Below are 13,535 nucleotides of genomic sequence, written 5' to 3'. Positions count from 1 at the left end.
TTATGAAACTGGAAAATTATTTTCGTCGTTTCGGTATTCGGAACGGATCTGGTGCGGAAAGTAGCGTCAGTGCTGTCCATCTGCATTATCGCCGGTCTGCTGATCGTCTACGTCCCGAACATCATCGCCGGAGCCGGAAAGATCGGCGATACTGTAAACGCCATGAAAACCGCAGACCTCCCATTCGGCAAAGCCCTGTACGCCGCATTCCTCTACGGAACCTTCCAGCTTGCCAATGTCGCAGTCTTCGTCCAGCATGCCAAATCCTTCGAAAAACCGCAGGATGCCGGAAAGAGCATGGCAGTCGGTGCCGTATTAAATGCCCTTCTGATGATCATGGTCGTCCTCGGAATCATGACCGTATACCAGAACCCGGAAATGATCCAGCAGAGCGTCCCGACATTATTTATGGTTCAGCAGGGCGTCGGCAGTAAATTCATGACACCGCTGATTTCCGTACTGATCATCCTCGGTGCCGTATCCACAGCCGTCAACATGGTTGCCGCCATGGTCAAACGAATCCACGCCGGTCTCGCTGAACGAAGCAGCAGAACAGAAACCGCAGGCAAAATCAGCCGCACCCAGATCCTTGCCGCGCTTGTCTGCTGCATCGCGGACTTCCTTATCGCACAGTTTGGTCTGCTGACGCTGATCCAGAAGGTGTACAGCATCCTGGCATACCTGGCAATCCCGGTCATCTTGGTGCCGTACGTGGTGCACATGGCGGTGATGCGGTTTGATACGAAAAAATAGAAAAGAACAATAAAAAATTTGTAACAAAAATTTACACCGCAGAAAGAGAGATTTGCTTCTGGAGAATGGAAGTATTTCGCAGACAGCAGAAAAAAGAAGATTCATGCAGAGCAGATGTGAGTCATAAAGAAATGACATGCGTCTGCCTTTTTTCTGTGCGTCTGGCAGAGTATGTGTCGGTGACAAAGCAGAAAACAGGAACTCTTCTTTGGGACTCGATTGTGCCGTCAAAATATGGTATACTGCAAAAAGGATCAAAAAGCGGATATTGATATTTCACGGGAGGGGAAGAAGATGAAAAATGCACCGGCTTATGTGAAGGTTTACAGCAGACTGAAAAACGAGATCAATAAGGGAACATATCTTGTCGGGGGATTTCTGCCGAAGGAGTGTGAACTGGAGAAAATCTATCAGGTCAGCCGTACTACGGTACGGAATGCAGTAAAGATGCTGGTGCAGGAGGGACTGGTTGAGGTTCGCCAGGGTTCTGGAACGAGGGTGCTGAATCATAAGGCAATTCAGAATTATAACAAGGTCACATCGGTCACGGAATCCCTGATGAAAAAAGGATATCGGGTAACGACGTCAGATATGATGATCGACATCATTTCGGCGGACAAACAGCTCGCCGATGAACTGGAAATTCCGGAGGGAACCAGCGTGGCGAGGATTCAGCGGCTGCAGCTTGCGGATGAAGAGCCTGTTACGCTGATGGAAAATTATATCGAATATGCGAAAGTCCCTGGCATCGAGGCGTATGAGAATCAGTTTGTAGCGCTGTATCAGTTTCTGGAGGAGAAATTCGGCTTGCAGATTGATGAGACACGAGACAGAATTTCAGCGAAATCCGCGACCTTTATGGAAGCCCAGGTTCTGAAAACGGAGCCGAAGGATGCGCTTCTTGTGGTGCACAGAGTCACCTACTGGCAGAACCGGCCGGTGAGCATTGACCACGTGCGGATCATCGGAAGCAAGTACGAGGTGGAGATTTCGGGAAAAGGACGGAGTAAATGAGCGATGAGACAGAAGAACAGAAGAAACTGATGCGGCAGATTGATATCAGCTGTGTACAGGCATTTCATACAATGGATGAAATTGATGCGATGGTGGAGCTGGCAAAGAAATATCGTCTGGCTGCTGTGTTTACCTTGCCGGCGTTCAGCGCCCATGTGGCAGAACGGCTGCAGGACACCAGAGAAATCCATGCGGGAGGCGTGGTAAGCTTTCCGGGCGGCGGAGATACGACCGGACAGAAGAAGCGGCAGGCAAAAGAACTGTGGGAGGCTGGCTGCCGGGAAATCGACATGGTGATGAATCTTACGGCATTCAGAAGCCACGAATTTTCTTATGTAAAAGAAGAACTTCTGGCCATCCGGGAGCAGGTGCCTTCGGCGATTTTTAAGGTGATCATCGAGGCACCGCAGCTGACGGAGCAGGAAATCTGCCAGGCAGTGGATCTGTGTGTGGAAGGCCGTGCGGATTATGTAAAGACGAGCACCGGATGGTATCCCGGCTGTCCTTCCACCGTGGAGCAGGTTCGAATCATGAGCCGTGAAGCCGCCGGTCGCATTCAGATCAAGGCCGCCGGTGGAATCCGCAGTCTGGAAACTATACAGGAAATGCAGAAAGCCGGCTGTAGCCGTTTCGGTATGGGAATGCGGTCGGTACAGAATTTGATAAAAAGTATCTATAAGTAATCTATTGTGCAAAAGCTATAAAAAAGTCACGGAATATTCTACGATATTCCGTGACTTTTCTGTTGAATTAGTAACCTATTAGTGATATATTCGAATCATAGGAATCGATAAATCATTAACAATCTGAAAGGAGAGCAAAAGATATGAAAGGTTATGCAATGCTGAAAATCGGTGAATCCGGATGGATCGAGAAAGAACGCCCGAAATGCGGGCCGATGGATGCCATTTGCCGTCCACTGGCAGTTGCCATCTGCACATCAGATGTCCACACTTTATGGGAAGGGGCCATCGGTGACCGTCATAACATGATTCTGGGCCATGAGTGCTGTGCAGAGGTTGTGGAAGTCGGAGAGCTCGTAAAAGATTTCAAACCGGGAGACCGGGTTCTTGTGCCGGCCATCACTCCGGACTGGAATTCTCTGGAAGCACAGGCTGGTTATTCCATGCACTCCGGCGGAATGCTGGCAGGCTGGAAATTCTCCAACTTCAAAGATGGTGTCTTTTCTGAATTCTTTCATGTAAATGATGCCGATGGAAACCTTGCGCTGCTTCCGAAAAACATCAATGTTGTCGACGCGTGCATGCTTTCCGATATGGTGCCGACCGGATTCCACGGCGTAGAGCTTGCCGATGTACAGTTTGGTGATACAGTTCTTGTCATCGGAATCGGACCAGTTGGTCTGATGTCGGTAGCCGGAACGAATATGCGCGGCGCATCGAGAATCATTGCTGTCGGAACGAGACCGGTCTGCGTAGAAGCGGCAAAAAAATACGGCGCAACGGATTTTGTCAGCTACAAGAACGGACCGATTTTCCAGCAGGTACTTGATATGACAGATGGAAAAGGTGTTGATAAAGTAGTCATCGCCGGCGGTGGTGTAGAAACCTTTGCAGAAGCAGTAAAATGCCTGAAACCGGGCGGAAAGATCGGAAATGTAAACTATCTTGGATCCGGTGACAACATTGATATTCCGCGTGTAGAGTGGGGCGTTGGAATGGGTCACAAACAGATTAACGGAGGCCTGATGCCTGGCGGAAGACTCCGCATGGAAAAACTGGGAGCTCTTGTTTCGGCAGGCAAGCTGGATGTCAGCCCGCTGTCCACACATGTGTTTGATGGATGGGATCATCTGGAAGAAGCACTGTTCCTCATGAGAGATAAACCGAAGGATTTAATCAAACCAGTCGTTAAATTGGCTGACTGATGATTTGAAAATTTGACTGAAAAAGGAAACGTATGAAAATATTGATCGTATCCGGCTTTTTGGGCGCGGGAAAAACAACATTTATCAAACGGCTGGCCAGGAACGTCGATCAGCGGTTTGCCATACTGGAAAATGAATATGGAGCCGCAGGAATCGACGGCGCACGTCTTGGCCAGAACCGGCAAGGAACGCAGAAAAATGTATGGGAAATGACAGAGCAGTGCATCTGCTGCATCGGGAAAAAGGATTTTGCAGCATCCGTGCTGACCATTGCCAATGTGGTAGACCCGGAATACCTGATCGTAGAACCGACAGGCGTCGGAAGTCTCGCCCGGATTATAGAAAATCTGCGTCAGATCGAGTACGAGAGAATTCAGCTTCTCTCGCCGGTCACTATTGTGGATGTTTACAGTTACCGCCGCTATATGGCGGAATATCCCGAGCTGTATCAGGATCAGATCCGAAGCGCGGATACGATCATTGTTTCCAAAACAGAAGCATGCCAGGCGGAAGAAAAACAGCGCATCCAGAAATTTCTGCAGGAAATTAACCCGCAGGCAAAAATCATCACGGATTATGCATCCACGATGACATGGGAAGATTACCAGAGCCTGCTGCTGGGCGGCCGATATGAGAAAGAAGTACAGGATACGCAGAGCGGCGAAAAGATGCCGGAGACCTTCTCCTTCGAAAATATCCGAATGGAGGCACCGGAAACCCTGTGGTGTTTTCTGGAACAGATCATTCGCGGAGCGTTTGGAAATATCATCCGTGCAAAAGGACAGTTCGCAGCCGGAGACCAGTTTCTCCAATTTGATGTCGCCGATCACCGCTACAGCATCACCGGCACAGAACAGAAAAACGCCGGCCAGGCTGTGTTTATCGGAAACGATATGAACGAAGATGCGATCCGGCAGTATTTTAAGAAATGCGCCGGAAACCAGAAAATGAAATATGCTGCCCGTCATGTATCATAAAGTAAATAGGAAAAAGAGATTGCGGAGTCCTGCCAAAACAGGGTTTCGCAATTTTGGTTTTTACAGAAAGATTCAACTGAAAAACGAAGGATAGGCAAAAACGAAAAATTACGCTAAAATAAACATACAAGTATTTCAAATAAAACAAAAGAAAAATCAGGGGGGATCTGATATGGAGGAACAGAAAAGAAGACGGGAAAGAAAATCAGCGGCATACTGGTTGAGCAAAAGCTCGATTTTATATCCGATCTGTATCTTGTATGTGATGTATGTGAAACAGGTTGAGGTATATATTACAGAATGTTCCGTCCATATTTCGTCGGGGACAATGCTTTTTGCCTATGCGCTGTGCCTGATTTTGTGGCTGGCCTCACCCATTCGAAGCTACTGCGCAGATGGAACTGCAAATGAAGTTTTATTCTATACATTTCCGCCGAGCATACTGATGCTGTTTTTATTTGCCCAATATTCACTGAAAATTGTGTTGTTTCTTGCAGTGCTGGATGGGATATTTCTTGTTACGGTTTTAAGAGATTTACATAGAAAAAAACGAAAATATTCTCCGAAAAAATTCTGGAGATTAAAAAGAAGTGACTTAAACGCATTTCTGTTTGTTTCAGTATGCGTGAGTATGGTACCGACTTGTATGATGATATATTGGAAGCTTGAGTCTCCGTCCGGAGTGGCAGAACTTTACGAACGAAAAAAGGACTATAATCTCGTCCAGAATCAGGAGAACATTTTTCAGGAAAATAAAGAATTTCTGCTGAGCTTAAAGGAGAGCGAATGGAGGCAAAAAACACTGGAAGAAAGAACAATTGCAGCGCAGAAGATGGTACGGCTTGAAACAGAACGACTTGGAATTCCCGAAATTCCGCTGTATGTGAAAGAGACAGGATCATCGAATTGCGTTGCATTATATAATAATGAAGAGAACGAAATATGGTATGCTCCAGAGCATTTAACATCTCAGACAGCAGAAGAATTTTTTACGGGAATTTGCGAAGAATGTTATCATGGAATGGAGTATTATCTGCTGGAGCGAATGGACTGGAATTCGGAAATGGCGAATACTGCTTATTTTGAAGAAATGAGGAAGTGGAAACTAAATGATAATCGCTACATATCTGGACGCGACGAGGGCGATTCGTTTGAAGCATATCAATCACAGCCGCTGGAAGCATCTGCCAAAAAGTATGCCAGTTCCGAAACAGAGGCACTGATTCATTTTATTGCTGTGTACGGCGATGAATAAAAATCTTTTAGGGGGGAGGGAGAAAAGGAGCGTCGGGAAAAATAAAAAAAAATTAGCACTCACCTCTTGACAGTGCTAACAACTAGTGTTATAGTACGACTAGAACAAAGAAAGAAAAGAAAATTCACATCAACGCTCTTTTTGTTCGGAGCGAATGTTAGCACCCAAATAGATAAGGAGGAAGCCGATTATGAATATTAGTAAATTCACACAAAAATCGCTGCAGGCTGTACAGGACCTGGAAAAGACCGCATACGATTTCGGCAACCAGGAAATAGAGCAGGAGCATCTGTTGTATAACCTCCTGCATCAGGACGACAGCCTGATTCTGAAAATGATCGAAAAGATGGAAATCAACAAAGATCATTTTCTGAACCGTGTCGAGACGGCGCTGAACGACCGCGTCAAAGTATCCGGCGGTCAGCCGTATATCGGTCAGTATCTGAATAAAGCACTGATAAATGCTGAGGATGAGGCGAAAGCCATGGGAGACGAGTATGTTTCCGTAGAACACCTCTTCCTGGCAATGCTGAAAAACCCAAGCCCGTCCATGAAAAAACTGTTTCAGGAGTACGGCATCACAAGAGAACGTTTCCTGCAGGCATTAAGCACCGTGCGCGGAAACCAGAGAGTTACCACCGACAACCCGGAGGCAACATACGACACCCTGGAAAAATATGGCCAGGATATCGTAGAAAAAGCCAGAAACCAGAAAATGGACCCGGTTATCGGCCGTGATACCGAAATTCGGAACGTTGTCCGTATCCTGTCCCGTAAGACAAAAAACAATCCGGTTCTGATCGGTGAGCCTGGTGTTGGTAAAACCGCAGTCGTAGAAGGCCTGGCCCAGCGAATCGCCAACGGCGATGTACCGGAGAGCCTGAAAGATAAAACCATTTTCTCCCTCGATATGGGAGCCTTGGTAGCCGGTGCAAAATACCGCGGCGAATTCGAGGAGCGTCTGAAAGCCGTTCTGGAGGAAGTCAGAAAGAGCGACGGAAAAATCATTCTGTTCATCGATGAGCTGCACCTGATCGTCGGCGCCGGAAAGACCGACGGCGCGATGGATGCCGGAAACATGCTGAAACCTATGCTGGCACGAGGCGAACTGCACTGCATCGGTGCCACAACGCTGGATGAGTACCGCCAGTACATCGAAAAAGATGCCGCCCTGGAGCGCCGTTTCCAGCCGGTTCAGGTTGATGAGCCGACCGTAGAGGATACGATTTCCATCCTGCGTGGCTTAAAAGAGCGCTACGAAGTTTATCACGGCGTAAAAATCACCGACGGTGCCCTCGTTGCAGCCGCAACCCTTTCGAACCGTTACATCAGCGACCGTTTCCTGCCGGATAAAGCAATCGACCTGGTCGACGAGGCATGCGCCCTGATCAAGACAGAACTGGATTCCATGCCGGCCGAGCTGGATGAGCAGCGCCGTAAGATTCTGCAGATGCAGATCGAGGAAGCCGCACTGAAAAAAGAGACCGACAATCTGAGCCGCGAGCGTCTGGAAACACTGCAGAAAGAGCTGGCTGAGTTAAAGGATACCTTCAATTCTGCAAAGGCACAGTGGGAAAATGAAAAGAGTTCCGTTGAGAAACTGTCCAAACTGCGTGAGCAGATCGAGGACATGAACCGCCAGATCCAGAAAGCAAAGAATGATTACGATCTGAACCGCGCCGCTGAACTGCAGTACGGTGAACTCCCGAAATTACAGCAGATGCTGGAAGCAGAAGAGAAAAAAGTTAAAAATGAAGATCTCTCCCTGGTACACGAGAGTGTAACGGATGAAGAGATTGCCAGAATTGTCTCCCGCTGGACCGGAATCCCGGTTGCAAAACTGACCGAAGGTGAGAGAACTAAGATCCTCGGCCTGGAAGATGAACTTCACACGAGAGTTATCGGCCAGAATGAAGCAGTCACCAAGGTTTCGGATGCGATCATCCGTTCCAAAGCCGGAATCAAGGATCCGACAAAACCGATCGGTTCGTTCCTGTTCCTTGGACCTACCGGTGTCGGTAAAACAGAGCTTGCGAAAACGTTGGCAGAAAAGCTGTTTGATGATGAGAACAACATGGTTCGAATCGATATGAGTGAATACATGGAGAAATACTCCGTCTCCCGTCTGATCGGAGCGCCTCCGGGATATGTAGGCTACGAGGAGGGCGGCCAGCTGACCGAGGCAGTGCGCAGAAAACCATATTCTGTTGTTCTGTTCGATGAGATCGAGAAAGCGCATCCGGACGTCTTCAACGTTCTGTTGCAGGTACTCGATGACGGCCGTATCACCGACTCCCAGGGCCGTACCGTAGACTTTAAAAATACGATCCTGATCATGACCTCCAATATCGGATCCCAGTATCTGCTGGACGGCATTCAGGACGACGGCAGCATCTCCGAAGAGGCGAGAAACCTGGTCATGCAGGATCTGCGTGCACACTTCCGTCCGGAGTTCCTGAACCGTCTGGATGAAACAATTATGTTCAAACCATTGACAAAAGACAACATTGGTCATATCGTAGATCTGTTGCTGAAAGGACTGAACAAACGTCTGGCAGACCAGGAGCTTACCGTCGAACTGAGCCCGGCTGCAAAACAGTTTGTCATTGAGGGCGGCTACGACCCTGTTTACGGCGCCCGTCCATTGAAACGTTTCGTACAGAAAGAGGTAGAAACCAGCACCGCAAAACTGATCCTTGGCGGTCAGGTCAGCGAGGGCGATACGATCCTTCTGGATGTGGAAAACGGCGGCCTGAAGGCAATGATCAAACCAGGTGTGGAGGTAGTAGACGAATGATGCCGAAAGATCCCGTAATGCTGCTGAGCTATGTCAATACGCAGTTAAGAGATTTTTACCCGTCGCTCGCAGAATTCTGCGCGGCCATGCAGACAGAGGAATCCGATCTGCGGGAAAAACTGGCGCTCATCGACTATGAGTACGATGAGAAAACGAACCAGTTTGTATAAGAATAACCAGGCCCTGAAAAAAATGGCGGAAAAAGGCGTTCCGTATGTGGAAAAAACACATACGGGGCGCCTTTTTTACGCAAAGCGTGTTTCTTATAACTGACAGGAAAAATCATATCTATAATAGAAGAAATGTGGTAAAATGGAGGAAAAGAAAATCCGCTGAAAATGGGGAAACAGCGGATCTGGAGAAGGAGGAAACAAATATGTATTTTGGTGTACAAATGTATGGGGTATCCAAAGAATGGAAACAGGATCCCGAAGGATTTTTAAAGAAAATCTATGAGGCAGGCTACCGCCAGATCGAGCCGTGTCTCGGATTCCGTGTTGATGCCAGGGACTACGGTTTCTGGATCCCGGAGGATCTGGAGCAGGCAATGCCGCTGCTTGCGAAATACCACATTGAGGTTCATACGGTCCACATTTTCCTGGATGAATACCACTATGAAAGAGAACTTGCCATTCTTACAGAACTGGCGCAGAAATACCATATTTCCTGGTTTGTCGTAAAGAGCCCGGAACGCCTGACAAAAGATGTTCTGGATGAAACCGCTGCAAGATACCGCGAACTGGCAGAAGAACTGGAAAAAGCCGGAGCAGGTCTTCTGATCCACAACGAAAAAGAAGATATCTGTATCCGCGTGAATGGAAAAACAGCGTACGAATATCTCCTGGAAGCCTGCGGTGAAAAAGTCGGAGCAGAAGTAGATGCCGGCTGGATGTACTGCGGCGGCGTCGACCCGGAAGAGTTCCTCTGGGCGCATGCGGACCGAGTCAAAGCCGTTCATTATAAAGATATGAAAATCACCGGCCAGGAAGCGCCGCTTGGAAAAGGCATGGTTGATCTGAAAGCCTGCTTCCAGTTCGCCCGCGCAAACGGTGCACTGCAGATTGTGGATATGGATGCGGCAACACTGGAGGATACCTGCCGCGCCGGAAAAATGCTCTCCGGATGGACAGGAGACAGAGACAACACCGACAGCATTCTCTGCACGATGGATGTTGAGACCGGAGAAGAAACCGTGCTGCATGAGTTTCCGGGAATCATCGAGGCACCGAACTGGCTGAACGATGGAAACACCCTGCTTTATAATGCGGATGGAAAAATCTACCGCTATGAGATCGACAAAGACCATGTGGAGCAGGTTGATACCGGTTTCTGCGTGCAGTGCAACAATGACCACGTTCCGTCACCGGACAACCAGCTGCTGGCGGTAAGCTGCATGCCGCCGGAACTCACAGATGGAACGTATGAATCCCACATCTACGTGCTCCCGATGACAGGCGGTGAACCAAAAGACCTCACCGGACCGGGTCTCAGCTATCTGCACGGCTGGTCGCCGGACGGAAAAGAGCTTGCGTACTGTGCCTTCCGCAAAAAGCCGGAGGAGGAGACTATGCGCATTGAGATCTGTACGATTCCATCAGACGGCGGCGAGGAAACCTGCCTGACGGACGGCAAAGGCTACAACGACGGTCCGGAGTATTCACCGGACGGAAAGCACATCTGGTTCAACAGCACCAGAAGCGGTCTGATGCAGGTATGGCGGATGAACCGTGACGGCAGCGGTCTCACCCAGATGACCGATTCCGATGCCAACAACTGGTTCGGCCACGTTTCGCCGGATGGAAAACACGTCATTTACCTGACCTTCGCTAAAGGTGAGCTGGAACCGAATGAGCATCTGCCGAACATGTATGTATCGCTTGGAATGATGGATTATGACGGACAGAATAAGAAAAAACTGCTGGATCTTTTCGGCGGCCAGGGCAGTATCAACGTCAACTCCTGGGCACCGGACAGCCGTAGAATTGCGTATGTGAAATATGTGCTTCATCACAAATAAAGGAATATCTTAAGAAAATCTGACGGGCCGTAAAAATTCATGGAAGTATTGTGAAAAAACGTTGAAAGTATTTTAGCGGAAATGCACAAGAATTCTTACGAATTTTTACGGCCCGTTGACTCTTTTTCTGACACACGTATAATGAAAGTAACAAGAGAAACTGCGGCCCCTGGCGGCTGCAAAACAATCAAAAGGAAAGGAGGATTTGTGTTATGAAGAAAACGAAAAAAATGCTTTCGTTTGTACTGTCCATGCTTCTGATCGTGACGATGTTCCCAACCATGGCATTCGCAAAAGAGGAAGCCAAAACGTGGAAGTTCGGAGAGCTTTCGCTGAAAGCAGGCGACGTTCTCGGCAAAGATACGGAGATTAAAAATGATGCAGAGAACAGAGAAATCCGAATACTTTCAGAAAAAACAAATCTGGATGAAAAGAAAGATGACAAAGAAAGAATAAAAACAGAAAAAGAGGCTGTGATCGCAGCGGCGGCTTCCTGGAATCTGAAGGATCTTACGGAAAAGGCCAAAAAGGCTCCGGCAGATTATCTGCTTAAAAAGGCAGACAGCTGGAACGGAAGCTGGATTGTAACAAAGATCGCAGAAACGGAAACAAAAGATGCCATTGAAATCCAGATAAGAACCTATGAGTACGTAGCTGTAACAGAAATCCAGGGCATACCGAAAGAAATCCCGGGAATCACCGCACTGACGGGCAAAGCAGTTCCAGAAAATGCAGATCAGAAACAGATCACATGGGAAATCACGGATGCCGGAATGACAGGTGCTGTTTTAGACGGCACAAACCTGAAAGTAACGAATGCCGGAACCGTAAAACTTCTGGCGACAATCAAAGACGGAAAGAAAACCGGCGTTGACTTCACACAGGAATTCACTGTGATTGTAAAAGCCGCAGATTACACCAAAGTAACAGAAGCGCTGGCGCTGATCCCGGAGGACATGGGCCGGTATACAGAAGAAAGCGCGGCAGCTGTTCAGAAAGCAAAAGATGCGGTAAAAGAGAACCTGCCATCAGCTGAACAGGAAACCGTAAATGGTTATGCGGCAGCCATTCAGACAGCAGTAAACGCACTGACGCTTCTTGGCGCAGATTACACAGAAGTTGATGCAGTACTTGCCAAAGTTCCGGGAGATCTTTCTATCTATACGGAAGAAAGCGTGGAAGCACTGAATGCAGTCATCGCATCCATCGACCGCACCAAAACGGTAGAAGAGCAGCAGGCAGTTGATGCTTATGCGGAAGCACTGGAGAATGCAATTGCAGCACTGGTACGCAAACCGGTTCCGGCAGATTATCAGGGAGTGGAAGAACTCCTGGGAAAGATTCCGAAAGACTTATCCATTTATACCGAAAAGAGTGTAAAAGCACTGAATGCGGCAAAAGAAGCCATTGTATGGGATCTGGATGACAGCAGACAGGAGGAAGTCGATCAGTCTGCAGAAAACCTGAAAGCAGCTCTTGACGGACTGACCCTGAAACCGGCGGACTACAGCTCCGTAGACGCGGCTCTTGCCAAAGTTTCGAATGATCTGAGTATTTATACGGAAGAAAGCATTCAGCCGCTTCAGACAGCGATCAACAGCGTAGAAAGCGGAAAAACCATTCTGGATCAGGCAGAAGTAGACGGCTGGGCAGCAGCAATTGAAAATGCACTGGCAGGACTGCAGGTTCGGAAAGCAGATTATTCCAAAGTAGAGGAAGCCATCAAAAAGATTCCGGCGGACCTCAGTCTGTATACCGATGCGTCTGTAAAAGCACTGGAAGATGCAAAGAACAGCGTCGTAACCGAGCGGCCGGTCACAGAGCAGGAGAGCGTAGACGGTTACGCAAAAAAGATCGAGGCAGCGATTGCCGGCCTTACGTATAAAGATGCGGACTACAGCAAAGTAGATGCCGCAGTGAAGAAGATTCCAAACGATCTGAAGAAATACACGGACGAGAGCGTAAAAGCAGTCAATGATGCAAAAGCAGCGATTGTACGCGGAAAGAATATCACGGAGCAGAAGACGGTGGATGGTTATGCGGCAGCGCTGGAAAAAGCGATTGCCGGCCTGAAACAGAAACCGATGACTGCGCAGAATCTTCCGAAGATTACCAAAGGAGTCAATCAGTCAGGTATGCAGGGCAAGGAGCTTTCCTTCACCGCAGATTTTGAAGCAAAGGATCTCAAAAAGGTTCTCATCGACCAGAAAGAGGTTGATGCGAAGAATTATGTGACGGCTGGAAAAGAGAATACGCAGGTTACGCTGAAGGCAGAGTATACAAAGAGTCTGGCAGAAGGCAAGCATACGATTTCGATCGTTTCAAGCAAGGGCCAGGCGGATACCGTATTCTATCTGAAGAAAGCAACAAAAAGTCCGGACACGGGAGACCGCACACAGGTGATGCTGTGGGTGATCCTGCTCGGCGTTTCTGCAGCAGCAGTGGTCGGAGCAGTTGTTTATCGTAAACGTGAGAAATAAGAGTTGAAAGGGAAAGGGCGCCGGAAGGCGCCTTTTCTTTTGGACGGTTTCGAATAGATTGCAAATAGTCAGATAAAATATAAAATATGCAGAATTAACTATATTTTTCTAAAAATAAGAAAATTCGAAAAAAGGTGTTGACTTTTGCTTTGGGCGGTGTTATTATAACTAAGCTGTCAGCGAGAGCTGATGCGAATGAGTTTCTTTGAAACAGAAAAACCTAGTTCGGAGCCGGGTGGCTGCCGCGGGTTGGAAAAACTGCTTCAAAAAAACCTGAAAAAAGTTCTTGACAAAAGCAAACGAGTTTGATAAAATAAACGAGTTGCTGATCGAGAGAACAGCAAAGAAGTTCGA

General features: G+C 48.1%; 10 protein-coding genes. All 10 read left to right on the top strand.

The features are described 5' to 3' along the window. Positions 1-51 precede the first annotated feature (51 nt). The 10 genes from DW769_RS11435 (at position 52) to DW769_RS11385 (ending at position 13,181) form a co-directional block, all read left to right on the top strand. Positions 52-753 carry a hypothetical protein gene (locus tag DW769_RS11435; protein WP_173816457.1) on the top strand — a complete coding sequence of 234 codons (702 nt, stop codon included), beginning with the start codon at positions 52-54 and terminating at the stop codon, positions 751-753. Between the two features lie 294 nt (positions 754-1,047). Beyond that, positions 1,048-1,767 (top strand): GntR family transcriptional regulator, encoded by a 720-nt coding sequence (locus DW769_RS11425; RefSeq protein ID WP_118750394.1) that lies wholly within the window; start codon positions 1,048-1,050, stop codon positions 1,765-1,767. Next, positions 1,764-2,450 (top strand): deoxyribose-phosphate aldolase, encoded by a 687-nt coding sequence (gene deoC, locus DW769_RS11420; RefSeq protein ID WP_055220244.1) that lies wholly within the window; start codon positions 1,764-1,766, stop codon positions 2,448-2,450. Before DW769_RS11425 ends, deoC begins: the two co-directional genes overlap by 4 nt. 143 nt (positions 2,451-2,593) lie before the next feature. Next, complete coding sequence (locus DW769_RS11415; protein ID WP_022461674.1) at positions 2,594-3,655, top strand: NAD(P)-dependent alcohol dehydrogenase; 1,062 nt, start codon at positions 2,594-2,596, stop codon at positions 3,653-3,655. 32 nt (positions 3,656-3,687) lie between these two features. Continuing rightward, positions 3,688-4,632 (top strand): CobW family GTP-binding protein, encoded by a 945-nt coding sequence (locus DW769_RS11410; RefSeq protein WP_118750393.1) that lies wholly within the window; start codon positions 3,688-3,690, stop codon positions 4,630-4,632. 172 nt (positions 4,633-4,804) lie between these two features. Further along, complete coding sequence (locus tag DW769_RS11405) at positions 4,805-5,887, top strand: hypothetical protein (RefSeq protein ID WP_117510090.1); 1,083 nt, start codon at positions 4,805-4,807, stop codon at positions 5,885-5,887. Positions 5,888-6,077: 190 nt separating this feature from the next. Further along, a complete protein-coding gene (gene clpB / locus DW769_RS11400) occupies positions 6,078-8,684 on the top strand; it encodes an ATP-dependent chaperone ClpB (RefSeq protein WP_055220290.1) in 2,607 nt (868 codons plus the stop codon). Beyond that, complete coding sequence (locus DW769_RS11395; protein ID WP_022461670.1) at positions 8,681-8,854, top strand: DUF4250 domain-containing protein; 174 nt, start codon at positions 8,681-8,683, stop codon at positions 8,852-8,854. The genes clpB and DW769_RS11395 overlap by 4 nt, the downstream gene beginning before the upstream one ends. A gap of 206 nt (positions 8,855-9,060) precedes the next feature. Further along, complete coding sequence (locus DW769_RS11390; protein WP_158579820.1) at positions 9,061-10,701, top strand: TIM barrel protein; 1,641 nt, start codon at positions 9,061-9,063, stop codon at positions 10,699-10,701. A 212-nt stretch (positions 10,702-10,913) separates the two neighbouring features. After that, complete coding sequence (locus tag DW769_RS11385) at positions 10,914-13,181, top strand: hypothetical protein (protein ID WP_118750391.1); 2,268 nt, start codon at positions 10,914-10,916, stop codon at positions 13,179-13,181. Positions 13,182-13,535 lie beyond the last annotated feature (354 nt).

It is taken from the genome of Blautia sp. AM29-29 (assembly GCF_003480555.1).
Lineage (GTDB): Bacteria > Bacillota > Clostridia > Lachnospirales > Lachnospiraceae > Fusicatenibacter > Fusicatenibacter saccharivorans.
This window is presented reverse-complemented; position numbering and strand designations above follow the sequence as displayed.